General features: G+C 55.0%; 22 protein-coding genes. 11 read left to right on the top strand and 11 right to left on the bottom strand.

Annotated features, from left to right (window positions below):
- Positions 1-261 precede the first annotated feature (261 nt).
- From ACYQ14_RS20920 to ACYQ14_RS20905, 4 genes are all read right to left on the bottom strand, one after another.
- Entirely contained in the window at positions 262-1443 is a 1182-nt protein-coding gene (locus ACYQ14_RS20920) for a M24 family metallopeptidase (RefSeq protein WP_459891124.1), read from the bottom strand.
- Positions 1444-1759: 316 nt separating this feature from the next.
- On the bottom strand, positions 1760-2596 hold the full coding sequence (locus tag ACYQ14_RS20915; protein ID WP_459891122.1) for an ABC transporter permease: 837 nt from the start codon (positions 2594-2596) through the stop codon (positions 1760-1762).
- A complete protein-coding gene (locus ACYQ14_RS20910; RefSeq protein ID WP_459891120.1) occupies positions 2593-3603 on the bottom strand; it encodes an ATP-binding cassette domain-containing protein in 1011 nt (336 codons plus the stop codon). The genes ACYQ14_RS20915 and ACYQ14_RS20910 overlap by 4 nt, the downstream gene beginning before the upstream one ends.
- A 658-nt stretch (positions 3604-4261) precedes the next feature.
- Entirely contained in the window at positions 4262-5539 is a 1278-nt protein-coding gene (locus ACYQ14_RS20905) for an orc1/cdc6 family replication initiation protein (protein ID WP_459891118.1), read from the bottom strand.
- 1062 nt (positions 5540-6601) lie between these two features.
- On the opposite strand from ACYQ14_RS20905, the gene ACYQ14_RS20900 reads away from it, so the two are divergent.
- Positions 6602-7153, top strand: a complete 552-nt coding sequence (locus ACYQ14_RS20900; RefSeq protein ID WP_459891116.1) for a hypothetical protein — start codon at positions 6602-6604, stop codon at positions 7151-7153.
- 195 nt (positions 7154-7348) lie between these two features.
- On the opposite strand, the gene ACYQ14_RS20895 is transcribed toward ACYQ14_RS20900, so the two are convergent.
- Positions 7349-8029, bottom strand: a complete 681-nt coding sequence (locus tag ACYQ14_RS20895; RefSeq protein WP_459891114.1) for an IS6 family transposase — start codon at positions 8027-8029, stop codon at positions 7349-7351.
- Positions 8030-8112: 83 nt separating this feature from the next.
- On the bottom strand, positions 8113-8763 hold the full coding sequence (locus ACYQ14_RS20890) for a type I 3-dehydroquinate dehydratase (protein WP_459891467.1): 651 nt from the start codon (positions 8761-8763) through the stop codon (positions 8113-8115).
- A gap of 436 nt (positions 8764-9199) precedes the next feature.
- Here ACYQ14_RS20890 and ACYQ14_RS20885 point away from each other — a divergent pair, with 436 nt between their 5' ends.
- Together ACYQ14_RS20885 and ACYQ14_RS20880 are read left to right on the top strand one after the other, a co-directional pair.
- Positions 9200-10024 carry an IS5 family transposase gene (locus ACYQ14_RS20885; RefSeq protein WP_459891112.1) on the top strand — a complete coding sequence of 275 codons (825 nt, stop codon included), beginning with the start codon at positions 9200-9202 and terminating at the stop codon, positions 10022-10024.
- Between the two features lie 433 nt (positions 10025-10457).
- A complete protein-coding gene (locus ACYQ14_RS20880; RefSeq protein WP_459891110.1) occupies positions 10458-11630 on the top strand; it encodes an MFS transporter in 1173 nt (390 codons plus the stop codon).
- 309 nt (positions 11631-11939) lie between these two features.
- Here the strand turns inward: ACYQ14_RS20880 and ACYQ14_RS20875 are convergent, their stop codons facing one another.
- The 3 genes from ACYQ14_RS20875 to ACYQ14_RS20865 form a co-directional block, all read right to left on the bottom strand.
- Positions 11940-13421, bottom strand: coding sequence for a tripartite tricarboxylate transporter permease (locus ACYQ14_RS20875; protein WP_283837766.1), 1482 nt, complete (start codon positions 13419-13421; stop codon positions 11940-11942).
- A gap of 5 nt (positions 13422-13426) precedes the next feature.
- The gene (locus ACYQ14_RS20870; RefSeq protein ID WP_459891107.1) at positions 13427-13894 is read right to left on the bottom strand and encodes a tripartite tricarboxylate transporter TctB family protein; all 468 of its coding nucleotides are present in this window, start codon (positions 13892-13894) and stop codon (positions 13427-13429) included.
- A 568-nt stretch (positions 13895-14462) separates the two neighbouring features.
- Positions 14463-14882 (bottom strand): universal stress protein, encoded by a 420-nt coding sequence (locus tag ACYQ14_RS20865; RefSeq protein WP_459891105.1) that lies wholly within the window; start codon positions 14880-14882, stop codon positions 14463-14465.
- A 168-nt stretch (positions 14883-15050) separates the two neighbouring features.
- Here ACYQ14_RS20865 and ACYQ14_RS20860 point away from each other — a divergent pair, with 168 nt between their 5' ends.
- On the top strand, positions 15051-15695 hold the full coding sequence (locus ACYQ14_RS20860) for an MBL fold metallo-hydrolase (protein ID WP_459891103.1): 645 nt from the start codon (positions 15051-15053) through the stop codon (positions 15693-15695).
- 162 nt (positions 15696-15857) lie between these two features.
- Here the strand turns inward: ACYQ14_RS20860 and ACYQ14_RS20855 are convergent, their stop codons facing one another.
- Entirely contained in the window at positions 15858-16901 is a 1044-nt protein-coding gene (locus ACYQ14_RS20855) for a zinc-dependent alcohol dehydrogenase (protein WP_459891101.1), read from the bottom strand.
- A 260-nt stretch (positions 16902-17161) separates the two neighbouring features.
- Between ACYQ14_RS20855 and ACYQ14_RS20850 the strand changes: the two genes are divergently transcribed.
- The 5 genes from ACYQ14_RS20850 (at position 17162) to ACYQ14_RS20830 (ending at position 22785) form a co-directional block, all read left to right on the top strand.
- Positions 17162-18175, top strand: a complete 1014-nt coding sequence (locus ACYQ14_RS20850) for a Bug family tripartite tricarboxylate transporter substrate binding protein (RefSeq protein ID WP_459891099.1) — start codon at positions 17162-17164, stop codon at positions 18173-18175.
- Between the two features lie 226 nt (positions 18176-18401).
- Positions 18402-19742: a glycerate kinase type-2 family protein gene (locus ACYQ14_RS20845; RefSeq protein WP_459891098.1), complete on the top strand. Its 1341-nt coding sequence runs from the start codon at positions 18402-18404 to the stop codon at positions 19740-19742.
- Between the two features lie 87 nt (positions 19743-19829).
- Positions 19830-20519 carry a 4-carboxy-4-hydroxy-2-oxoadipate aldolase/oxaloacetate decarboxylase gene (locus ACYQ14_RS20840; RefSeq protein ID WP_283837757.1) on the top strand — a complete coding sequence of 230 codons (690 nt, stop codon included), beginning with the start codon at positions 19830-19832 and terminating at the stop codon, positions 20517-20519.
- Between the two features lie 187 nt (positions 20520-20706).
- Positions 20707-21483, top strand: coding sequence for an IclR family transcriptional regulator (locus ACYQ14_RS20835; protein ID WP_459891095.1), 777 nt, complete (start codon positions 20707-20709; stop codon positions 21481-21483).
- Between the two features lie 399 nt (positions 21484-21882).
- Positions 21883-22785, top strand: a complete 903-nt coding sequence (locus tag ACYQ14_RS20830) for an NAD-dependent epimerase/dehydratase family protein (RefSeq protein WP_459891093.1) — start codon at positions 21883-21885, stop codon at positions 22783-22785.
- An 822-nt stretch (positions 22786-23607) separates the two neighbouring features.
- Here the strand turns inward: ACYQ14_RS20830 and ACYQ14_RS20825 are convergent.
- A complete protein-coding gene (locus tag ACYQ14_RS20825; RefSeq protein WP_459891091.1) occupies positions 23608-24030 on the bottom strand; it encodes a universal stress protein in 423 nt (140 codons plus the stop codon).
- Positions 24031-24193: 163 nt separating this feature from the next.
- Here ACYQ14_RS20825 and ACYQ14_RS20820 point away from each other — a divergent pair, with 163 nt between their 5' ends.
- On the top strand, positions 24194-25531 hold the full coding sequence (locus ACYQ14_RS20820; RefSeq protein ID WP_459891089.1) for a four-carbon acid sugar kinase family protein: 1338 nt from the start codon (positions 24194-24196) through the stop codon (positions 25529-25531).
- On the top strand, positions 25518-26564 hold the full coding sequence (gene pdxA / locus ACYQ14_RS20815; RefSeq protein ID WP_459891087.1) for a 4-hydroxythreonine-4-phosphate dehydrogenase PdxA: 1047 nt from the start codon (positions 25518-25520) through the stop codon (positions 26562-26564). The genes ACYQ14_RS20820 and pdxA overlap by 14 nt, the downstream gene beginning before the upstream one ends.
- The last annotated feature ends 1 nt before the right edge of the window (position 26565 follow it).

The following is a 26565-nucleotide window of genomic DNA, read 5'->3' as shown; positions in this document are numbered from 1 at the left end:
TGGAATAACGACACGAACATGGTACGAGAGACGTATTCCGCTGAGCGATGACGACTTTCGGCATCGTCGAGCACCGAGCGATAGTTCGATCGTTCCACACGCTGTTGCGTCGCTCCAACCCAATCTGGTAACCGACTACGTCTGCCGGATTCGTGCCGAGCCGCTCGAGGATGCGATCGAGATGCTTCTCGAGTATCTGTAACGGCTGTAGAAGAAGCCAAAGAACGGTACCGATTCCGGAGTCGAACAATCGGACGTGACTTACGTCGTGAACAGTTCCCGCGGGAACTCCGCGAGCGTCTCCGCGCCGTCGCTAGTCACGTAGAACGTCTCGCTGATCTCGACGCCGACCTCGTCCGTCCAGATGCCGGGGATCATGTGGAAGGTCATGTCCTCCTCGAGGACCGTTTCGTCCCCCGGTCGAATGCTCGCCGTGTGCTCGCCCCAGTCCGGCGGATAGCCCAGCCCCATCGAGTACCCGATTCGATCCTCCTTTTCGATGTCGTACTTCGCGATGGTATCCCGCCAGGCTTTCTCGACGGATTCGCAGGTAACGCCGGGCTCGGCGGCGTCGAGCGCCGCCTCGAGGCCCTCGACAACGATCTCTGCGGTGTCTTCGAGGATTGCGGGCGGATCCCCGACGAACGTCGTCCGCGCCAGCGGGGAGTGATACCGATGGCGACAGCCCGAGAGCTCGATGATTACGGGATCACCTTGCTCGAACGGCCGATCCGTCCACGTCAGGTGCGGCGTTCCGGTGTGATCACCCGACGGCATCAGCGGGACGATAGACGGGTAATCGCCGCCGAACGCGTCGGTCCCGGTAATGAGCGCCTCGGAGATTGCCGCGGCGGCTTCGTACTCAGGAACGCCCTCCTCAATCGTCTCGAGCCCGGCCTCCATAGCTACCTCCGAAATCCGCGCGGCTTCCCGCATGTACTCGAGTTCCCGCTCGGATTTTTTGACTCGAACCCAGTTGACGAGCAGCGTCCGATCCTCGAACTCGGCCTCTGGGAGGTTCTCCTGCAGGCGCGTGTAGGACTTCGCGGTGAAGTAGGAGGCGTCCATCTCGAGACCGATTCGGCCGTCCTCAACGTCCAAGTCCTCGAGGACGCCCGCGACGTAGTCCATCGGATGTAGGTCGTACGGCGAGTGGACGTGATCGTCGCTGTAGGATCGAATGTTCGGCTCGGAGAGCCAGGCCGTCGCCCGCGCTCCGTTTGCGTCCATTTCGCGACCGACCCAGACCGGTTCGTCGTCCGCGTCGGGCGTGACGATTACGGCCTGATGAACGTAAAACGACCAGCCGTCGTACCCCGTCAGATAGTTCATGTTCGCCGGATCGGCAACGACGGTGGCGTCGAGATTCGCCTCGCGCAACCGCGCTTTCGTCCGACTCACTCGGCGCTCGTATTCGGCCTCGTCGAAGACATCTCGTGACATGATAACAAGGACTCTAGTGAGAGGATCAATCAGGAGGATTAAAAGTTTTTCGTGTACGTCAATAACAGATAGTGTGTATAACCGCACTCATGTTATCATCTACGAGACAAAATCGTTTAACGTATTCAGATCATCACGACAAGATTTTTATAAGTGGTGTGCTCGGTAAGCAAATCCGCCCTCGCAAAGGAAGGCGCATCCGCAGTTGGGCAAGCAAAGTATTCAGCGGTTGGACAAGCGAAATATTAAGGGTTGGGCAAGCAAAATACTCCCAAGCCCGTTCAAATTTCACTACCGAAAATAGCTATACGGAGAGCTACGTCGAAGTGCGAAAGAGGTACATGGTAATCGGCCCGAAGGCGACCACGAGCGCGACGGACATTGCGAGCACCACGCCGATCTCTCCGGCCGTGGCGCTTCCGTGCATCAGCCCGCGCATCGCCGTCACGAGGTGACTAACCGGGTTAATCTCGACGAACACCTCGAGCCAGTCGGGCATCGTTTCGGGGTCGACGAACACGTTGCTGACGAACGTAAGCGGAAACAGGATCATCATGCTCACGCCCATGAGCGACTCGGGCGAGCGCATAACGAACCCGAGTGCGGTCCAGATCCACGACAGGCTAAAGGAGAACACCAACAGGAGCGCCACCGCCGCCAGCACTCCGATTACCCCGCCTTCCGGTCGGAATCCAAGTATCAGACCGAGGACGATCACCAGCGTCGACGCGATCGTGTATCGGACCGCATCGCCAAGCAGTGCACCGACGATAACCGACGGCTGCCAGATCGGTAGCGTTCGGAAGCGATCGAAGACGCCCTTGTCGATGTCGTTGTTCAGCGTAACCCCCGTGTAGATCGTGATGAACACGACCGTCATCGCGAGGATACCCGGTAAGAGATCCTGCAGGTACGCACCCGTCGAACCGGCCAGCGCACCGCCGAACAGATACGTGAACATCAGCAGGAACATGATCGGGAAGACGGTCACGTCGAACAGTTGCTCGGGGACGTGTTTGATCTTCAGCAACGCCCGCCAGCCGAACGTGAGCGACGAGGAGACGGCGTTCGGACCGTCCGGTCGATCCCCGGTCGCCACCGCTGACTGTAGCATTTCGACGTCCGGCTCGTCGGACTCGCTCGAAACCGTCATCGAGAATTCCCTCCCTCCCCCGATTCGTCGGTAGCTGGTCGATCGGTCAGAGCGAGGAAGACCTCGTCGAGACTCGGCTGTCCGAGCGCAAAGTCCGTAACTTCGATCCCGGATCGAGAGAGTACTTCGAACGCGTTTGCCGCGTTTGCGGCGTCGGAAATCCGCGCTGAAAGTGCCACCGGATCAGAGTCGAGCTCGATGGGCGCGTCGAGTATCTCAGCTAGCAGCCGTTCGGCATCCACTCGACGTTCTGGATCGCGTAATCGGACGTTCAGTACTCCGGAGCCGATCGAGGACTTGAGTTCACTCGGTGTTCCTTCGGCGATAATTCTTCCATCGTCGATGACCGCAATCCGATCGGCCAGGTAGTCGGCCTCGTCAAGGTACTGCGTGGTCAAAAGCACCGTCGTCCCGTTATCGACGAGCGCCCGGATGATATCCCAGACCTGGTTTCGGTTTCGTGGATCGAGACCCGTCGTCGGTTCGTCGAGAAAGAGCAAATCGGGTGTGACGACGATACTCGCCGCGATGTCGAGCCGTCGTCGCATGCCGCCCGAGTACGTCTTCACCTGGCGTGTCGCCGCCTCAGTTAGTCCGAAGGCGTCGATCAGTTCAGCAGTTCGTTCCTTGGATCGTGACCTCGAGTAGCCCAACAGTCGTGCCAGCAAGCGGAGGTTCTCGTTCCCGGTGAGATCCTCGTCTACCGACGCGAACTGTCCGGTCATGCTCACGCTGGATCGCACTGCGTCACTTTCGCGGACGACATCGTGCCCGAGTACGTTCGCCGTTCCCTCGTCGGGCTGTAGCAACGTCGCGAGCATGCGAATGGTGGTCGTCTTGCCCGCACCGTTCGGCCCGAGGAGGCCGTAGATACCACCCGCTGGAACTGCCATGTCGATTCCATCGACGGCTTTCGTCTCGCCGAAGTGTTTGACGAGGCCGCTGGTCTCGATTGCGAGTGGAACGCTATCGGTCACCTGCTTGCTCTCGAGCGCCGTATCGTCCAAAACCCCGAACGACCGATTTCGAGTCCGATCGTCCTTGGTCGGAGTAGGTGAGGGGGGAGATTGAGTCGGCTCTGATGAAGTCATCTCTGCAGGCGTCGACGATCCCTGGAATTCGGATCGGTTTCCTGTGAGTTCGTGTTCAGTCATCTTCGCACCTGCAATTCACTGAATTCTGATCGATGGCAAGTGGAATAACGCACCGCAGCCGTCTCAGTTTGGGGGTTGGTGATCATCACGTTCTCCTCGCTAGGTAGACGCCTCCAGAGTGTATGAACCTGCGCCATGAGTGGAGCGGAAGTAGTTGTTAGACGTTCTGAGGTGGTGGATATCGGACGATACAGAGTGTGACGTATCACTTTCGATCACCTCACACGAGAGCTTCCGAGTCGGCACACACGATAGCGATCGGCACCGTACGCGAATCGAACCAGACCACTGCGACAATCAACCATAAATTAACCACAGACAGTCAGTTTACTACACCACTCCGTCCGCTGTTCGAGCGGATGATTCCTATCCCCTACGTTTACTCTAGTATACAAGAGAGACAGTACTTTAGGAGAAAGGAGAAGGTTTTGTGATCAAAGTCAGTAGACTATTCAAAGACAATAGCAGTCTGGCGAACGGATAGTTGTTGGGAGGTTGACGGTGAATTATATTATTGAAACTCCAATAATGATGTGTCTTCACTTTGGGGATTTTCATCAGACATATATTTCTGGATAGAATCGTGAACGCCAACATCCTCGAGAATGTCATCTAACGCAGAAAGAATTAACTCGATATCCATATCGAGCGTGTATTCCCGATACGTCCCACCTCGTCTCCCTTCATTCCGTTCTGTAACAGAGACGAGGCCGAGCATCGCGAGTTCCGAAAGGTGATCACGCATTCGGCGTGGAACGAGCGGGTCGCGTCCCGCCCGCTGTGCGAAGTTCGTGTATCGCGGGCGGACGTCCCGTGATCGGATCGGTGTTTCATCCTGCAGGTGTAATGTGAGAAGCGAGTACAAAACGAGATGTCCATGTTGGGTAAGGCCGTTAATCCCTTCCTCTATTCGACCTCGTTCCAGATCGTGGCGTCCTGCCTCGACGTGTTCTTCAGTGATGATGATTTCGTTTGCTTGTTCTTGGGTTACCTCTTCTTCGCGAGCCAAATCACCTGCTTTCATGAGGAGGTCGATCGATTGCCGAGCATCACCGGCATCTTTCGCTCCGTACGCAGCACAAAGCGGAATCACCGCATCGTCAATGACACCATCGTGGAACGCGACTTCCGCGCGCTGCTCGAGGATTTTCTGGAGATCTCCCGCATCGTATGCCGGAAAGTGAATCTCCTGTTCACAAAGTGAGCTTTTGACCTTCGGTGAGAGATCGTCGCGGAACGAAAAGTCGTTCGAAATCCCGATAATACCGATCTTAGCATCACTGAGATTATTGTTTGCGCGCGCTCGAGGAAGTTGATAGAGAATCGAATCGTCTTCGACGTGATCGACTTCGTCGAGAACGATTAAGTTGGTTCCTCCCAGAGAATCGAGATCGTCCCAGAGCATTTCGTAAACGGTCGCTCGTGGATATCCGGTCGTACTGATCTGATTCGTTTCTTCGCGGAGTTCATTGACGAGTCGAGTCGCGATTTGGTATGACGAGGTTAGGCCGTCACAGTTGAGAAACGTGAGGTTGAGATCGATGTCGTCGTACTGGCTCGCATCTTCCTCGAGATGTGAAAGAAGATATCTCGTCGCAGCCGTTTTCCCGACACCCGTTTTTCCATAGAGGAAGACGTTGTTCGGTTGTTCTCCGTTAATTACTGGCTGAAGTGATGCTTGATACATCTGAATCTCTTCGTCACGTCCGACCAACTCTTCGGGTTGATAGTCCTCGCGTAGCGCATCGCGATTTTTGTATATTTCTGTGTCGCGTTCGAATAGACCCATTCGCTTTCTTAGCAGACCGTTATCATGGATGGTTATAAAACCACCGTGTCCGGAGTGTCCGCTGTTCTGTTCACTTTATAATAAACGGGAAAACACACCCACCCCACTTTGTCCGCAGTTATAGTGAAGAAGAAGTGGGGAGAGAAATGGGACTTATTGAATGGAAGGTTTTATAATCCCTCCTGAGAGATTAGTCCGTACTGCACCTTATTAGTTATATTCATTGAGGATATGTTGAATATTATCCCGTCCTAGGTGGATATTTTCGGCACTCCCTATCGATCAACAGCCCACCCGTATGTTCTGGTCAGAACAGCGGACAAAGTGGGGTGGGTGTGTACAACGGAAGGTGGTGTGTAGTTATTCCTAGTATCGTTGGAGGAGTATTTTAGGAAGAGTGTGGAACACACCGCATTAGTGACCTCGGCCTATCCTCTAATTCGGACATTCTGCTTCTTTCGAAAACGGGTAAATTCCGGGATTGGAAATTAGAGGCAGACGAATGGATGTCTTCTCCTATCTGCCAATACCGACGTAATGAACGCGTTTTACTATACCTTTCGTCCGGTTCGAAGAAATATCTGAAAAACAGGTACTATCACATCGTCCGTTACAACTGTTCCTTTGGACACCACTTTGTCCGCTGTTCTACTAATTGATGAGTGAATTTCACCAGAACAGCGGACAAGGTGGTGTGGGTAAGTTCGTTCTCTCCCACTACTCGAGGAAATAGTACGTTCCCTTCCCTTCCCTTTCCATCCCAATTTTGCCCATGTGAACACCACAATGTCCGCTGTTATGGTTGGCCAATCAACTCCACCTTGTCCGCTGTTCTTGAGCGGTTGACGTTGAAGAGAAACAGCGGACATGGTGGTGTCTGACGCTTTCTCAACCTAGTAGCCGTAGGCGAATACACTAGTTTCGATTCAATGTACAGTAACGACTTTCAGTCTAATTCGGTGGTATTGGTTTTGGACAATCTATTGGTTCCGAACAATCGAAATTCATGCAAGCTAATTACTGCAAAATCCTTATCAGTTCCAGCCCATTAATTCCCTTCCCATGGGAAACGAATCTAAAGATGCTGTTCAGTACGGAATTGGCGGTGTATATGGATGGCCAGTCGGCGGCGTTCTTGGAGGGGTAATCGGAACAGGGGTATTTGGACTCCTCGTGTGGTTCGTAAATCCCGAAATCATTCAAGCGACGATTCCCGGATTGTATGGATTTGAACCTGGTAGCGAAACCGGTTGGGTAATCCATCTTGTTCACGGTGCAATACTGGGTCTTGTTTTCGCCTTTATTGTAACTCGAGATCTGGTTCTCGGGACGTTACTCGCGTCCGTTGAAACCGAAGCGCTTTCTGAACTCTCTGATACAATCCGCTTTGTCGGAGCTGGGTTCGCCTACGGTATTCTAGTCTGGACAATCCTTCCCGTGTTTGCGGCTCCGGCTCAAATTGGCCTTATCAGTCAATCAGCAATCGAGGAATTTCCTGCTTTAGCCGCCGAGGCAATGATCGGACACGTCCTCTTCGGAATGGTTCTTGGTGCGGTGTTCGCCGTTTCGGTGGACGTTTCTGCCAGATCCGTCGATGATACACTCGAGAACTAATCCACTATTCGTAGCTAGTACCACTATTGACGTGACCGGGCCACGACCGAGTATAGATAGAACCTGCCAAATCGGCACGAAGATAGTCCGAAAATCGTCACGAAAATGGCCAGAAAATCGTCACGAACGGAACCGGCTAACCCGTACCCAACGAAAATAGTTCGTTTGTCGAAATAGTCTGTTTGCCGGCACTGTCTAGTTTAGAACCTCCTCAACCGGCGTTCGTCCATCGAGCGATTGATGCGGTCTCTGGTGGTTGTAATAATGCACAAAATGTTCAATCCATTTGCGAGCGCTCCGCCGACTGCCCACCCACGAGTTATGGAAACGGTCAACGCGCATTTTGAATGTGTGAAACCACTTTTCGATGAGGTTTCGGTCGGTGTAGTCAACCCGACCGTTTAGTCCTAATCGAGCAAGGGCAGTCCGATAGCCAAACTGATCGACGAGAAACACCGTCTCGGAGAGATCATGTTTCTCGCGGAGTCTATGCAGGAACGCAGCCGCCGGATCGGTGCCGTGGCGACCGAACAACTGAGCATCGAGAATCAACTTTGTATCGAGGTCTATTGCAGCGTACAACCAAGACCATTCGCCGTTAATTTTGACAGCAGTCTCATCAACCGCGACCCGCGATGGCTTCGCCACCGGCGGGTCTGGTACGCTGTCAGCCAGCTGATGTACCCAGTTCCAGATTGCTTGATGAGAGCGTTCAACGCCTATCAAGCGAAGAATTGCTTGTGTTTCTCGAAGCGAACAACCGGTCGCGTGGAGCCGGACGGCGAACACCCTGACGGGCGTCGCCGTCCGCTCACGCTCCCAAACTTCATCAAGTTCCGCCGCGTAGGACTCGCTGAGCAGGTCTGCGAGCTTCATGCCAAAGTAACTCTACGGCCTGCTCGCTTCTCAAACTGGGCTAACTAGACACTGCCTGTTTGCCAAAATAGTTCGTCTGCTGATTAGTCCGTCTGGCTAAATCCCTGTGACGCTGAGACGCTTTCTTCTACCCCGTCAATTATCTGCGTCTCCGTTTCTCCCTGCTTTATCGCTTCGATTAGTGACCTGAGCCGTTGGAGAGAAATTTGCCCTGGCGCGTATTCGCTCGTATCGGTCTCGAGCGGTGCGTATCCGAGCTTTGAACCGTACAGTGGACCGAGGACTCGAACGTGGCTTCCAATCTCACCCATCGAAATTCCGGCAATCTTCGTTCCGTCCGTAGTCGCCGTATTAATCGCGTTTAACATCCGGAGCGTATCAGTTTGATCGTTGGCGAAGGTTGCCACCTTTGCGATATCTCCGTACTGAGCGCACTCTTCGATGATTGCGTTAAGTGTGGATTGATCGGGTGTTTCTTCGAACTCGTGAAATGAAATGATTAGTTCAATATCCGTCTCACGAAATTCGTCCACAACCCACTCTTTTCCGCGAGCGGTTTCTAACTCGATATCGACCATTTCGACGGCATCGGATCGGGCAGCCTCCATCAGTCGATCAAGACGGCCGTGGTCGATCGCGTTTCCGCCGAACCATTGTGAACGGTTGGTCGCAATGATTGGTAGTTCCCCGTCGTAGGAGTCGAGTTGAGCGATCGGTTCATCTGCTTTGTCCATCCGAAATTCAATAAAATCAGCCGCCCCTCGAGCTTCTGACTCCCGTGTCAGATCATTTGTTGTCGCTGCCAGAGCGAACTCGTCGCGGTCCATGGTATGTTTTATCACTCGATCTTATAAAATGTTCCTATTCCATTCTCGCTATCTCTGATTATTCATGATGTACCGGATCGAATCGATGAGTGCTATCTCGAACTCATATCTAATCCACATACATGTATTTTATATGATGTAATGGTGAATTGGCCAAGCCACTTCGGTCTTTTCGGTTGCTAATTTCAATTATGCTGACACCAACCCTTCTGCACTTGGTTTAAACATCCTCCTTCGATTACCCTCTTCGATTATAACAATATGGGGCTCTGGTGAATCGCATGACTGCGTAGACTTCGACCGTCAGAACTAGGGAGTTGAAGCGGGAAACGGCGGATGCTCTATGTCCAAAATTTCCCGCTTCACTGGGAAAGTAGTAACGTTGGCTAAAAGTGCTGTTGGTGGCCAAGGTGAATCCGCCGCCCCGAAGGGTGGCGGCGGATTCGCCGACTACGCCGTCGTTTCGCTGCATTGTCTGCGGATTTACTTGGAGAAATCCTACCGGGAAGCGCTTGATCTCTTGAGCGAGATGCCACAAATACTGGCGGAGATCGGCCTTGAGAAGGCCGATCTCCCTGATCACTCGACGCTAGTGAAGGCGTTTGACAGGATCAAGATGGAGGTCTGGCGAGTGCTGTTGCGCCTATCGGCGCAACTGCACGAGCCATCTGGTCACACTGCGATGGATGCGACGTTTTTCGACCGCGAAAACGCGAGCAAACACTACTGCCGTCGGACGAATTATCGTGTTCAGACGCTCAAAACAACCGCACTCGTCGATACAGCGTCACAAGCTGTCCTCGACGTTCACTGCACGACCAAGAAACGTCACGACACGCAGATCGGCTGGCAACTCGCCCGCCGCAATGCGGGCGAGTTGCGCAGCCTCGCCGCTGACAAAGGTTACGACTGGCAACAATTACGCGATAAACTCCGGGTAAAGGACGTAAGACCGCTAATCAAGCATCGAGAGTTCCGTCCCATCGATCCGCGCGTTATGCGCGTGATCGATGGGACTCTCTACGGCCAGAGAGCGTTGTCTGAGACCGTCTTCTCGGTGAGCAAGCGCACGCTCGGCGACGCCGTGCGTGCGCGAAGCTGGTATCGTGAGTTCCGTGAAATCGTCCTGATGTGTGTCGTCTACAACATCAAACGTGCCGTCAACTAGCAAAATCAAGCGCCGTATGGCGATTCACCACGGCCCAATATGGGAAAATATACAAGAATTCAAATCACGAACTAAGACTTAAAATCAAAATATAAATAATACGCTCATTCGAACAGGGGATGCCTTCAAATGAGATACGATAGCTTATAACGGGATAGTTGGCTTATAATTGCGTATTGAGAGCCACGTTCTCGTCAACTACCTGTCTAAAATGAAAAGAAATCAATATAATGCACTATATATCTATCATATGATGTTTAGTGGAGTGGCTGGTAACTAATCCTCTCTGATATAATCAAAATATGTTTAATTTTACTTATTATTGGTGACTCCAATATATTACTATATCTTCACTTCGATACTTTCTCGCTATCGAGTTGGTGTGTTTTCCGAAGTGTTTAGATGACTCAACATGAACATATCTTATCAATCGATGGATTGGCAATATCGGGATACAGTGCTAGCCGTCTGTACATTAGCTCTGTTCGTGACAGTGTTTGGTCGTCTGGCGATCAGTCCAGTCGTTCCTGATATCGCCGCCGAGTTCGAGATTTCAAACACGCTCATCGGCATCTCGCTAACGTGTATGTGGCTCGCATATGCACTCACTCAATTTCCGAGCGGCATCCTCGCTGATCGGTATGGTGAGCGACTGATTATCCTCATCTCTGTTGCTGGAACCGGTCTCACGACACTCATAATCGTGGTTGCACCTGTTTTCAGCGTCTTCGTTCTGGGAACGATTCTGCTCGGCGGTGTCGCTGGTCTTCACTACAGCGTTGCAACCACGTTGCTCACGCGGATCTACGACGATATCGGGACCGCAATTGGCATCCACAACTCTGGGGCTCCGCTCGCTGGTCTCGCAACGCCGGTTATTATCTCGTGGATCGCCGTTCGATATGGTTGGCGTCCTGCTATTTTCAGCACCGCTATCGTCGCATTTCTCGTATTTGGTCTCGCTCTATGGAAGATTCGCCCGATCGAGCCGTCCAATCCTGATCAGTCAATGCGAAAACAGGTACAACTAGAGCAGATACTGGGGCTACTCTCCCGTCCACCGGTCGTGTTCACTGGAACGATCGCTATCATCGTGGAGTTCGTCTGGCAAGCTGTCGCGTCGTTTTTGCCCGCATTTCTGGTCCAACAACACGGCTTTTCGACGACGTTTGCGGCGGTCCTGTTTGGCCTGTATTTCCTTTCCCAGGGTGTGTTACAGGTCGGTGTCGGGGCTATAGCGGATCGCTTCGGTCGCGATATAGCGATCGGTATCTGTATGACTTCTGCTATCGCAGGGTTACTCTTGCTTATCCAGGGTTCAGGGGCCTGGTTGATGATACTTGGGGCGCTCTTGCTCGGTCTCGGAATGGCGTGGGGTGCGGGGGTGTTCCCGCGGCTTATGGATCGTCTCACACAAGACGAACGAGGATTTGGGTTTGGGCTCTTTCGGACGGTGTACATGACTATTGCCGCCTCTGGGTCGGTTGTCGTTGGACTGCTGGCAGACCTGTTTAGCTGGACCGTTTCTTTCGGCTTCTTGACTGTTCTGCTCGTCGGCGTTTGTTTGTTGCTCGTCGTTAACGCCCTCTTTGACCTTGGCTACTGACGAGCTATCTTGCCGTCTTAGCACGGTCTATCGTTCCCTGCCGAGTATTTGCCAGCGAAACTGTTCCACGGTGGCAGAGCCTTGTCCCAGAGTTACAACATTCGTTTCAACGATTCGTATTCCTCCGTTTTCATGCTGTTATTGCCGTTATTGTTCCGAACGTAGTAGCCACTACTGTCAAACCGAACCGCGATGCTCCTCGAGGGGCCGTACGAGAAAACTAGAATGAGAGACGAGTAACTGAAACGAGAAACTAAAATGAGAAATGAGAAAACTGAAACGAGAAGAGAGTAATCCGGCTGAATCAGGTTAGTCCCGAACCGATCTGATCGCCGGCACCGCCACCGTTGCGATGCTCAGGAGGATAACGGTGAGTGCGATTGGGCTGGTGTAGAAAATGTCCAGTGAGCCACCGGAAATATCCAGCGAACGCCGAAGGTTCGCTTCGGCGATCGGCGCGAGTATCAGTCCGAGAACCATCGGAGCGAGCGGATACCCTCGGAAGCGCATCACGAATCCGAGTCCTCCTGCGGCGAGCATCACCCAGGCGTTGAAAACAGTTCCTGAGAGTGCGATCGCTCCGATGACACAGAGGACGAATATGACGGGCCAGACGTAATTTTGAGGGATGTTGATGAGTCGCGCCCAGTAGTTCGCACCGAGGAGTCCGAAGATGAGGATAATAACGTAGATAAGGAGGAACCCGACGAAGATCGTGTACAGGAGTCCGGATTCGTCCTGGTAGAGTTCCGGACCCGGCGTGACGTTGTGGACCATCAACGCACCGATGAGGAGCGCTGAGACGGAGTCACCGGGAATTCCAAGTGTGAACGTCGGAATCAGTGCGCCGCCGGTACTCGCGTTGTTTCCAGATTCGGCTGCTGCGACGCCCCGAATGTTTCCTTCTCCGAACGATGGCGTAGTGTCTTTCAACCACCGTGTTGCTTCGTTGTAGGTGATGAACGAGGCGATGTCTCCGCCGGCCCCCGGAATCGCTCCGACGAGCGATCCGATGAACCCGGAGACGATGGAAATCGGGGCGATCGACTTGATGTCGGACAGAGACGGCAACACACCTGTAATCTTCTGGTTGATCTGATTCTGGTCGTCATCGATTCCCTGGGCGTACTTGCGAAGTCCTTCGGCGATCCCGAACAATCCGATCATCACCGCGATGAATTCGATACCCCCCATCAAGTTGGGAACGTCGAATGTGAACCGTTGATATCCGGTTAGCGGATCGATTCCGACGGTTGCGATCAGCATTCCCAGAAGGCCCGAGATCATCCCCTTCGTGAGCGAGTCCCCGCTTACGCTCGCGATTATCGTCAGGCCAAAGAGCGCGAGCGCGAAGAACTCCGGCGACCGAAATCGAAGCGCGGCATCTGCGATGAGGGGGGAGAGGAACATCAATGCGAGCACGCTGATGAACCCGCCAATGAACGATGCGACGGTGCTCATCCTGATCGCACGCCCGGCTTCTCCCTTTTGCGAGAGCGGATAGCCATCGAAAATCGTCGCGGCGGCTGATGGGGTACCAGGTGTTCGGATTAGAATTGCGGGAATTGATCCTGCATACACTGCTCCGCCAAAGATACCGAGCAGCAACATCATTCCCGTTGCGGGCTCTAACGTAAAGGTAAACGACAGTAACACTGCGATAGTCATCGTGGCGGTCATCCCTGGGATCGATCCCATGAGGATACCCAATAATACGCCGAAGACCATCAGCGCGAGTATCGTGGGGTCTAGTACGTTTGCGAGGCCGTGGGAAATGTCATTCAGTACCATCGTTATCACAGTGGAAGTGGTGGGAGGAGTCTTGAAACCGGGATTATAGCCTCCGGTAGCCTGACCATGAAGAGATCACTGAAGATATAGAATAACACTATTGGTAGCCCGATCGAAATGACGGTTATCATCAGTTTCGACCGAATGTTCGAGTAGTAGAGACCGACCGGTAAGAAGAGCATCGTTCCGACCAGGAATCCGGTATACGGCATGAGTAGCAAATACGCCGTTAGAAAGCCGAACATAACGGCTGCTGGCACCATGGAGAAATCGCTGATCTCGAGTTCGGTATCGTCGTCGACTACGATATCCGCGACTGCGAATACGATGATAGCGGCTGACACCAGAATCGGGAAGAATCCGGGTCCGAGTTCGCCACTATCGGGAAATCGGGCTGCGTAAGCGATGACTACAACTGAAACCAGTATGAAAATCACCGAGAGCGGATTGGATTTGAGTTTGGTGAGTGCCATAAGTAGGAGTGAAGCGAACTATTTTGTTACTGGAGTGATCGGTATATTGAGGCCGGTACCATCAAGGCCAGTTCCGCCGAACCCAGTACTATCGGAGTCAGTCCCGCCGAGGCCAGTACCATCGAGGCCAGTTCCGCCGAGGCCAGTACAGCCGTTCGCGTCGGACGGCGGTTCGTACGTTACACGAAAGTTACTGTTCGTAATCATTTTTACTCCGGTTCGATAATAGAGTGGCTATCTTACATCTGTATAAGTTTACTGGTGTAGGTTGATTAAAGCGTGCCTCGGTTAACTGTAAACTATTTTAGAATCGGATACTACTATTGGATAGTAATATGCACTGGTGAGGTGGCGCTTACTAACCGTGGCAATTGATGCAGGGTGGTTGATGTCGTGGTGATTGATATTGTCGTGGTGGTTGATATGGTGGTTGATGTGGTGGGTATATCGTGGTGACATGTATCAATCTTAAATGTATCAATCTTCAACGGTGTTCGATCAGGTATCGTGGAGAGTTGGTTGACCGTCCGGAGGCCGTGTTGAGCCTGTTACCGAGTTCAGTGTTGGCTCAGCTAACGGTTACAACCGGACAATCCGCATCCAGTAAAATCGACTGTGCGACGCTCCCGAACAGCGCTTTTCCAGCCGGCGATTTGCGACGTGGACGAACGACGACATATCGAGCAGTCACTTCGTTAGCGTAGTCGATAATTTCGTCTGCCGGATCGCCGACGAGTCCGACGGTCTCGTGGCGTTCGTCAATCTCTGGAACGGCTTCTGCAGCCATTTTTGCTGCTTCCTCGCGTATTTGGTCTAAGTTGAGCGGTTGGTCCGCTTGCGCGTTCGCCGTTCCGAGCGTAACGAACTCCGATCTGGTCAGTGCATGAACGACATGAATTGATTCATCTAACTCAGTTGCAAGTCTCTCAGCTTCTGAAACGACGTCGGATGCACCATTGGATCTATCCACTGCTGCGACAACGACCATGCTCTAGTGCTCTCGAGACTCCTTATTATTGTTTCGCTGGAGACGCCTCCGGGCCGGAACTCGATCCGAAAGGGATGGATCGGTCCTGTAGAACACCCTGTCGGAAACCCACCCGATAGTAATTAACCGATAGCTTTAATTGCCGAAATGCGCCATCTGTAACTGATTATGAGCTTTAGTACCGTCACCGATGGTATTGCGCAGGTTCAATTCGAGCACGTTCGCGTGCTTGTGCTCGAGGACACCCCGTCCGGAAAGACGACACTCGTCGACACCGCTTTCGAGGAAAACGGCCAAGAGCTCGTCGACATTCTCGAGGAGGAGTACGGAACGATCGATCGAGTCATTATGACTCACGGCGATCACGGTCACCACGGCGGACTCGACCACGTTATGGAGGCGTTCTCTCCGGAACTCGTCGCTTCGGCTAACGAGGATAAACTTCACGAAGCAATCGACCACGATCCTGACGTTCTCTTCGAAGACGGTGACCTGCTCGACGGAAACATCCGCGTTATCGAGGTTCCGGGCCACACGAAAGCGACGTCAGCGTTGTTGCTCGAGGACCGCGATCTGCTCATTTCAGGAGACGCACTCGACGGTGCTGATCGCGGTGGCCTTCCGGAGGGATACTTGCTCCCACCGCCGGCCCTGTTCAACGACGATCACGAGGCTGCGGAAATCAATCTCTACGATCTCCTTCAATACGACTTCGAAACCCTCCTCGTCTTCCACGGCGCTCACGTCTTCGAGGACCCAAAGCAAAAACTGGACGATTTCCTCGTCGAACGCGAATGGGACCCACGTCCCTGACTGCCACGAGACTGCACCACTCCGCTGATTCAATCATACCGGTCGGTCTGTTTCGGAACCTCTACACAGGTCTCGTTTCATTTCCCGTTCTTATCCACTCAGTTTGGCGTTCATTTAGATTCCGTTCGAAAAGCAGTACCGAATATCGGGCTGGAAATCGAGTTACTCCCGAAGGACGGAGACATCGAAGACGGGTTTGCAGGTCTCGCCCTCGAGGAACGCGGTGAACGCGGCTTCTGATTCGAGCAAACTAAATCGGTCATCGAGGAAGGTTTCGTGATCTACGTCTCCGGACCCGATCAGTCGGAGTGCGTGTTCGAAGTCTTCGTACGTCGCACCGTAGGAACACTGCAGATCAATTTCCGATCGGACGAGCGGGGTGTACGCCATCGTCGTTTCACCGGTCTGGCCGATGAGCACGATCTGTCCACCTTTTCGAACCTCGTCAACTGCCATCGTGAGACCGGACGGATGACCGGTCGTGTCAAAGACGACGTCGTAGCCAACCCCCGCTGTCCGCGCTTCGCGTTCTGCCTCGAGGTCGTCCGCTTCGACGTTGATCGTCGGGAATCCGAGTTCCTCGGCGAGCGGAAGTCGGTACTCGGTGTCTTGGCCGATCCCGGCAACGACCACGTCGCCTCCCTGAGCGTCTGCAATCTGTGCGGTAAGCAATCCCATCGGACCAGGACCGGCTACGAAAACGCGGTCGCCAGCGCTGACTCGAGAGTTACCGATCACCGCTCGTGCACAGATCGCAGTCGGTTCGACGAGCGCTGCGTGTCGAGGTTCGACGGTATCGGGAACGTGTTGGACGACGGATTCGGGAACGGCGATGTAGCCCGCGTACGCGCCGTCGTGATCGACGCCGGTAATCTCCGTGTCCTGGCAGACGTTCTCTTCGCCCATTTTACACTGGTAACACTCGCCACAACCTCGGATCGGTCGTTCGACGACGCGGTCACCCGTCGCGAAGTTCGTCACTGCGTTTCCGACCTCGATCACGCGGCCGGTATATTCGTGCCCGATAACGGTAGGTAAATCCATTCGTTCGAATGCTGGTTTGAACTTGTAGATCCCCGCATCGCTTCCGCAGAGGCCAGCGTATTCGATTTCGATCAGTACTTCATCTGACGCTGGGGCGGGCCGTTCGATATCGACGAGTTCCATCCCTCCAGCGTCGCGACTGGTTTTAGCTAAACCGCGCATACCGGGTTCTCATCGACGCCTCTGTATAAAGTTGTGGATCGAAGTAGGAGTTCTACGCAGACGCACTCAGTCCGGATTAGATTCGCATCCGATAGGTTAGGATCTATCGACACTATTCAAGCAATTATCGAAACCCGCCGGTACACCGCGTCTCGAAGCGAGCTTGCTCCGCTCGACGTGTCGGCTATTTTCAGTTAGCACACCTGTTCCGGGCACCCATTCGAAAGGTTTAAAATTATAGATCATAACTTTCCGGTAGAATGCCAGACATTCACAGTAGTGAAACCAGTGGGAAGCGTGTCGTAACTCGTCGCAATGCTCTCAAGGCCGTCGGTGGGGCGGGTCTTGCAATGACTGCGGGATGTCTCGACGAACTACAGACCGATGGGGAGTGGCCATCACGACAGATCGAAATCGTTGTTCCGTGGGCGTCCGGCGGTGGCGCTGATACGACGAGTAGGGCGGTCGCCGATGCCGCAGAGGAGTTCACGGACGTGTCCTGGAACGTCGCAAATCAGGAAGGTGGATCCGGTTCCGTCGGAATGAACGAAGTCGCGAACGCGGAACCTGACGGGCATACGCTCGGCGTTGCAGCCCCAGAAATCACCCTGTTTGATCACCTCGGACAGGACGATCTGAATCCGGACGATATCACGCCGATCATGCAGTACGCCGATATGCCAGCGGCGCTCGTCGTCCACGAAGACGACGATTATTCGACGGTGGGCGAGTTCGTCGATTACGCGGAAGACAATCCGGGCGACCTGGATATGTCGCACTCGGGAACCGGCTCGTCGTGGCATCTGGCTGGTGCTGGGTTCGCTGATGAAGCAGGGATCGAAGTCGATTACGTCTCCTACGATGGTGCGGACCCGGCGATCACGGCGGTCGTCAACGGCGAAGTGGATTGTACCGTCGTCGGCGCTGCGGAAGTCCATTCACACGTCGTTGACGGCGACCTGAATGGACTCGGCGTGATGTACGACGAGGAACTCGACGCGCTCCCCGACACGCCGACAATGACGGCCGAGGGTATCGAGATCGAGATCGGTTCGTGGCTCGGCCACTTCGCACCGGCGGATCTCGCAGACGACGTTCGTGACGATATCGCGGATGTCTACGAGTCCGTCTACGACTCGGACGAATTCTCGTCGTTCTTAGAGGACAATCACTTCACACAAGCACGACGCGGCCCCGAGGAGTTCCAGGAGTTCCTCGACGAACAGTACAACTACTACGAGGGACTCGTCGACGACCTCGGCATCGAAGGGTAAGCCGCAGCGGTTCGGCTCTCTCGAGTCTATCTTTGTGACGTATCGTCGAATTTTGACGTATCGCTGAACACTGTCCCAACGTTCACCTGTAGGCGACAGTGCGATCGATCTGCCCTCTCTTTCTCCCGTCATTACAAACAGCCATTCCAAACTCTCGTTGCAAATTCAAACCACAAACGATGGTGTGAAAGAAGGCTTTATGCAGTGATACGAACCACCATGTACCATGATCGAACGCGACCGTATCCAGGCCGGCACGCCCACGCACGAGCTAGTCCTCGAGGCACTCGAGGCCGGAATCTCCGCTGCTCACCCCAGGACGGTGTTGGCCGACTCACTCGCTCTCGAAAACGGCAGACTCCGAATCGGAACCCAACAGTTCGATCTCTCGGCCTACGACGATATCCGCGTCCTCGGCGGCGGGAACGCCGCCGGTCGGGTTGCGAGCGCGCTCGAAGACATCCTCGGATCCCACTTGTCTGGCGGAATTGTGGTCACCGACGATCCAGCACCCGCTGGCCCCGTCGAAATGGTCGAGGGAAATCATCCGTCGCCGACAGAGACGAACATCGAGGGCACGCGCCGCCTCCTCGAGCACGCTCGTGACTGCGACGAGGACACGCTCGCGGTCGTCCCCGTCACTGGGGGTGGAAGCGCTCTCCTCGCTGCGCCCGTCGACGGCGTGGCGCTCTCGGACCTCCAACAACTGACGGACGAACTCCTTCGTAGCGGCGCGCCAATCGCGAAGATCAACGCGGTTAGAAAGCACGTGTCCTCGTTGAAGGGTGGACAGCTGGCGCGCGAACTCGCACCCGCGACGACGGTAGGGCTCGTCTTTAGCGATGTGACGTCGGGCGATCCGTCCGTGGTTGCGAGCGGCCCCTTGTCCCCGGATTCGACCACGTATGCAACGGCTCGCGCCGTTCTCGAGGAGTACGATGTCGATGTCCCGAATTCGGTCACAGATCGCTTGCGATCGGGCGAGAACGGAGACGCGGCCGAGACGCCGAACGATGACGACCCTGCGTTCGAAACGGTCGAAGTCTCCGTTCTCGCGGATAACTTCACCGCGCTCTCGGCTGCAGCCGACGTCTGTGAACGCGAAGGGTTGACCGTGATGATCCTCTCGTCGTCAGTTCGCGGCGAGACGCAGGCGGCGGCCAAAACGCACGTCGGCATCGCCGAAGAGATCCGACGCACCGGAAACCCGGTGTCCCCCCCGGCCGCAATCATCTCCGGCGGCGAAACGACGGTGACGATTACCGGAGACGGTATCGGCGGCCCGAATCAGGAGTTCGCCTTGAGTGCCGGCCTTGAGTTGCCCGACGATGTGGTTCTGGGCGCAGTCGATACCGATGGGATCGACGGGCCGACCGATGCCGCCGGCGCGCTCGTTTCGAACGAGACGATCGAGAGCAAACCTACTGCACGCGCTTTCCTTTCGGATAACGACGCCTACACCTACCTCGAGGAACGCGACGCGCTGATCGTCACGGGCCACACGGGGACGAACGTCAATGACCTCCGCGTCGTGCTCGTTCCGGAAACGGCAGAATCGAGCGAGTGACTCAAGTCCGTTTCTACAGCGCTCAGCACGCGTGTGCGATCTTCAGAAATCGGTAGATTAACGTAATCCACAGGTCTTCGTTCTCCCATGCACACGATCGAGCACGACGTAGAGCGTCCAGATTCATCTATCGTTTCAGCCTTCGAAACGGTTCCGAGTACGATAGTTTCGGACGTTACAGGGAACATCGGACTTACAATGGACTCCGGCATTAACCCCTGCCGGAGCGATATCGACATGGCTGGAACCGCTATCACGGTGAAAGCCGCTCCAGGTGATAACCTGATTATCCACAAAGCGATTACGATGGCCGAACCCGGCGACGTTCTCGTCATCGATTGTGATGGGTTCACCGAGACGGGCCATCTCGGTGAACTCATGTGCACGTCGTGTCAAGCTAACGATCTCGCCGGTCTGGTCATCGACGGAAGCTATCGGGACAAAAACGAAATCGCCGAGATGGGATTCCCCGTCTACGGCCGCGGCGTTCACCCGAAAGGGCCGCTCAAGCAAGACCCCGGTTCGATCAATGTCCCGATTTCCTGCGGCGGCGTCACCGTCAACCCGGGCGATATCGTGGTCGGCGACGACGACGGTCTGGCCGTCGTTCCGTCCGACGGCGCAGAAGAAGTCCTCGAGCGATCCGAGGAAAAACTCGAGTCAGAAGAGACGGTTCGCGAGGATATTCAGGACGGCACGTACCTCTACGAACGAAACGGCTACGATGAGTTATTCGAGAACCTGAACGTCGTCGGTCCCGAAGATTCGATCCAGTAACGCGTCGTTTTCGGTCAGCGGCGTCGAACAGCCGATTTCGATAGTGTTCCGGTCAGTTACAGGGGGGTACGTACTATCGTCCTGTCCTTTCGCACTGGTTTTGCGGTGACTTCGCGGCTCCTTTTTCTCTTTCAATATTATCGAATTCTTTCACAGGCCTTAAGATGGCCCACAAGAAGATACTATCATGACTGACAGCGGAAAATCTGACACTCGGCGGCTGAAGAGCGTTTCTCAGTCTTTTACCATTGTCGAATACCTCCAGAACACCGACACGGCGACGCTTTCCGAGATCGCCGACGCGCTCGATATGCCGGTGAGTACGGCCCACATTCATCTGGGTACGCTCGTCGAAACGGGGTACGTCCTCAAAGAGGACAGCGAATACCGCTGTACGTTCCGATTCCTCGAGTCGGGTGGCGAGATGCGAGATCAGATGGTGCTCTACCAGGCGACGAAGCCGGAAATCGACGACCTTCGCGAGATATCGGGCGAACACGCGAATCTCACCGTTGCAGAAGACGGACACTCGGTCCAATTGTACAAATCGGAGAGTCCGGAATCGATAGACGACAACGCCCCGTTGGGTCAGCACCTGTACATGCACTCAACCGCGACGGGAAAGGCGATCCTCGCCCAGTTCTCGCCGGAGGAGGTACAGGCGGTGATCGAAAAGCACGGGCTTCCACAACAAACGGATAACACCATCACTGCTAGTGATTCCCTGCGCGAAGAGTTGGCTCAAATACGGGAACGGGGTTACTCGGTCAATCGGGGTGAACACTTTCGCGGCGTCTGTGCCGTCGGCACTTCAATAGTATCGAAACCCGATGGAGTAATAGGCGCAATCAGTATCAGCGGTCCGCGTAGCCGGATGGGAACCGAGCGAATCGAGTCGGAGCTCGCCCCGGAACTACTGGACAAGAAGAACATCATCGAACTCAAAATCCGCCAGTTTAGCTGAGGCCGTTGTGCTCCCGGTGCCCGATTTGCTCGTTAATGTCGCTTCGCGTGTTCCAGCCGACGACGATCGATTCCGCTTCGATCGGCAGTATCGTTCCAGTTCAGGAAACCGTCCACTTCGAGGATATTTACAACCATAAGATTGTAATGCAACTGACCGAGTACGCGGTAATTTCAATGATGTCGAAAAACTAGCGTCGTCCGCACGTCGTCTACATGCGCCTGTTTTCTTCCAGAATTTCGGGCCGAGGCGAGCGAGCGGACCGACTATCGGTTCAGCGATCGTGAAACGAATGCTGGCGAAACGAGCGACGGATTCCGAACACAGAAATCCCCTACTGGCCGGAGAGTCCCGAATACACAATCTATAAGTGCGGCCCAGATGTACTCGTGTTCGTAAATGGCCAAACAGAACGTTCTAATCACGGGTCCGCACGGCGAAGCCGGACAGGCCTTGCGGAAACACCTGTTCGAGAAAGACCAGTACGAATTTACCCTTCTCGACCTGAACGATCACCCCGAGTACGAGACGCACGTTGCAGACGTCAGCGAGTACGACGAGATACGACCCGCTTTCGACGGCCAAGACGCAGTAATCCATCTCGCGGCGCAGTCCGATGCCGGCGCATCGTTCGAAGGAGTCATCGAACCGAACGTCGTCGGTACCTACAACGTCATCAAAGCGGCCGAGGATGCCGGTGTGGAGAAGGTAATCTTCGCGTCCTCACAGCGAGTGATGGGGCTGTACGAGGACGACAACTCTCCGGAACTGTACGAAGAGGATCATCCCCTTCTGCTCGACCACGAGTCGCTCCCGAAACCGGATGGCTACTACGGGGCGACGAAGATGTTCGGGGAGCACATCGGCCGCGTTCACGCGAGAAACGATTCTCCTCCGTCGCAGTTTTTCTCTATTCGGATCTCGAGCGTGCGCCCCGATCCGTACGATCACCCCTACGGCGACGCCGAGCGGGGCGTACAACGGGGAACCGAAGACGGAGTCGACCCCGAGGACGGTGCCTGGGATCCGTCACAGGCGGGATCCTGGGAGCGCGGTAGCGACGAGTACGAAGAGATGGTAAACCGGTTGAAATGTACCTGGACCTCCCAGCGCGACTTTGCCCATCTGATCGAATGCTGTCTCGAGAACGAGACGGTGACCTACGATACGTTCTACGCGGTCAGCGATAATGCGGGAAGCTGGTTCGACGTCGAACACGCAAAGGAGGTTCTGGACTACGAACCACAGGACGACGGCTCGGAATGGGAGAGTCCACCCGATGTCGAAAACCCTGCCCAATGAGCCGATTCCGGTCTCTGCAACCACTATCCCGATGGTGAACGACTTCTCGTAGCGTATCGCTTGCGTGCGGAGCGGTTCGGGTGCTTCTCTGATGGACTCTCCGGGAACGGTATTGCTGGCCCATCATTTGTCCTCGAATGAGGAAGAGAAATCAAAATTATCTACTCATACTGTCTCGATACAGACGGTCTCAAAATCGTCTTTCTTACCGGAAACATCTTCACCGACTGTCACTCTGTTTCACTCTCTCATTGGACTTTCGAAGATCGAAAGGCGTGGATATACGGGTGATACACGGCTTTTCGATTCGGTATTCCTGGGGTGTCTTTTTGCACGTCAAATTGGAGCCGGTTATGAACGAACCGAATATGATTTATGTACCTAAATATATAAAAGATATCCATATATGTCTGCTAAATCTCTGAATATTGAAGATAACATACTAATATGGGTCCTATTGTAGAAAAATTGTGGCTTTGCAAACTATTGCGTTCTGAAGATCCGAGCGGTATTTTCAACGTCACGTGAATATGGGTTCCAAGAATGAGAAATCAATTTTAATCTACTTTACCAGCTACGGTGACGTGTGCGATCACGATTCGTTCGCTATTCGAATCAGTGGACTCGAGTGAATCGTGAGATCCTTCGAGGAGGACTGAACCTGAATACTAGTGTCGAGATTTGTTGCACCGGCGTCGAAATCGATCCCCGAGACTCATAGGGATTATCGTCGGAGTTCAGAGCTTGCCTGTTCGGGAATCGAAACACAGTGTCAACCCCTGCGAGGCAAACCATCCGGCTGGCTACGATAATCCCTCTCAGTTACTGCATCGCCGCGACGACGGGTTGGGTTGCATCGAGGAGCACCGACTGGGTGACGCTGCCGAACAGCGCTTTCCCGACCGGCGATCGTTTTCGGCCGCCAATAACGATATAGTGGGCATCGGTTTCGTTCGCAAACTCGATTATCTCTTCGGCCGGATTACCGTGGCGTCCGTGGGCCTCGTGGTCGCGGGAAACGTTTTCCCCGGCTTCGGTTGCGACGTGTTGAGCGATTTCTTCTTTTCGCTCGGGCGAGTCGGGATCATCCGTATCGATGGCCTGATTCACGAGGTGTTCGTGTTCCGATCGTTCGTAGACCGAAACGATGTAAAGCGACTCGTCGAGCTGTTCGGCCAGCGTAACTGCCTCATCGACGACCGCTGGCGATCCGTCACCACCGTCGACCGCAGCAACGATTGACATGGGAGTACGATGACCGCAACCAAGTAAATAGATTAGGGTCCTTGGAACGGTTTCCCTTTGACTTTCGAGATCAGATGGTTGTCCGGGAGGTAGCGCTCGACGCTGAATATGTGTCTTCTCGAGACGAACAGTTTTGTATCATCCCCTGAGAGCTAGATGTGTGATGGACGCTCTCATCGTTGCGGACGATTTCACTGGAGCGATGGATACGGGACACGGGTTTGCCGCTGACGGTCGGACAGTTCGGGTACGGCTTGCTGGGCCCTCGCGTACCGCGTACGAACCGGTCCGCGAAATGACGCTCTCGCCGTCGGAACTCGACTGTGATGTTCTTACCGTCGATATGAACACCCGGGATGTTTCCCCCGAAACAGCGCGAGAAGCCGTTTCGGGGCTGTTGAACGTCGACGTCCCGCTCGTGTACAAAAAAATTGATTCGACGTTGCGAGGAAACGTCGTTTCCGAGGTCGACGGGGCGATGGATGCGATCGGCCCAGCTGTTGCGGTGGTGGCCCCCGCGTTCCCCTCAACGGGGCGGCGGACGGTGGACGGACAACACCTCGTAAACGGTGTCTCGCTCCCTGACGCTGACTACGACGTGTCCACCTCGAACCTCCAGGATTTTTTCGAATCATCACGATATCGGGTCGTGTCTCTCGGGACGGAAACAATTGCTCGAGGCACCGAAACCGTGCGTTCAGCACTCGAGGCGGAGTGCGAGTCGGAGCCGGTCGTCGTAACGTGCGACGCGGCAACTGAAACCCATCTCGAGACGATCGCATCGGCGGGTACGTCGCTCGATGCGCCCGTTCTGTTCGTCGGGAGCGGCGGGCTCGCAGCCGCGTTGTCCGCCTCGGAAGCGCTAGGGGCTCGCGAGCAGTCGGGGGCCCATTTGTTGTCCGAGGCCGACTTGTCGTCCGGGGCCGACCTGTCCTCGGCGTGTCCAACCGGCGGCTCACTGGGTATCGTCGGGAGCATCAACGAACAGACACTCGAGCAACTCTCGGCCGTTCCAGACGAGTACGTTTACCGTCTCAACCCGGCCGCGGCCGTTCGGAAGCCGAAAGACACCGGTCGGGAAGCGGTTACCGAACTCGTCGATCGGTTGGATTCGTACGGGACGGCAGTCGTTACCGGGGCGACCGAACGGGCGGATGTCGAACGCGCCCGCGAGGCTGGCGCTGAACTGCCGACCGATAGCAATGCAGGTGGGCGAGTCGCGGCTGCGCTCGCAACCGCTGCGGCGGAGACGACCGAACGGGCCTCCCCGTCGAGTCTCGTTTGTACCGGCGGCTCCGTGGCCCGGAGCGTGTTAGAAAGTCTCGAGGCGACGGCTATCGATCTCACGGGCGAATCGGTCGGAGACGGGATTCCGGAAGGTCAAATTGCCGACGGACCCGCCGCCGGAACGCACGTCGTGACGAAAGCCGGCGGATTCGGATCGAAGGGGAGTATAGTTAACTGTCTCAACTTCGTATGTGACGATGATGACCGAAACTGACCGCCCAGTCGTCGCTATAACGATGGGAGACCCCGCCGGTATCGGAAGCGAAATCATCGTCGACGCCTACGCACGCCTTCGAGAAGACGTGAACCCGATCGTCGTCGGGGACGGAAACGTGCTGCGTTCGGCTATCGACGTCTGTCAGTCGAGCCACTCGATAGAATCCGTCGATACCGTCGAAGCGGCCTCCTTCGGTCCGGATACGATTCCGATTCTCGATCTGAACAACGTCGACGATATCGAGTACGGCGTCGTTCGCGAGGAGTACGGTCAGGCCAGTCTCGAGTATATCGAGCGGGCGATCGAACTCGCGAAATCGGGGTCTGTCGACGCGATTACGACGGCACCGATCAACAAGCAGTCCACTCGCCTCGCCGGGAGCGAGTACGCCGGCCACACCGGAATGCTCGCCGATTATACCGACACTGAGAACTATTCGATGATGCTCGTTGAGGACGATCTCGTCGTCACCCACGTCAGCACGCACGTTCCATTGGTCCGGGCCTGTGAGCTGGTCACGGAAGCAAACGTCCTCGAGACGATCCGGGTCTCAGACGTCGGTCTTCGTGATCTCGGCGTCGACGATCCGACGATTGCTGTCGCCGGTCTCAATCCCCACGCGAGCGATGGCGGCCTTCTGGGGGAGGAAGACGACGCCGAAATTCGTCCCGCTATAGAGCGGGCTCGAGACGAAGGTATCGATGTGATAGGACCGGAGTCGCCGGATACCGTCTACGTTCGGGCCGCCCGTGGCGAGTACGACTGCGTGGTCTCGATGTATCACGACCAGGGCCACATCCCGATCAAGACGCTCGGATTCTCGAGCGGCGACGCTGTTTCCGGCGTCAACGTGACTGTCGGATTGCCGATCATCCGAACGAGCGTCGACCACGGGACAGCCTTTGATATCGCGGGTGAGGGAATCGCCTCTTCGGTTAGTCTGACTGATGCGACCGAAGTCGCGGCCGACATGGCACGTCGTCGCCGCGAACGTGAGCGAGCGCCACCGGATGTGGAGGGTGCCGAATGAA

The organism is Halostagnicola bangensis (genome assembly GCF_054653435.1).
This window is presented reverse-complemented; position numbering and strand designations above follow the sequence as displayed.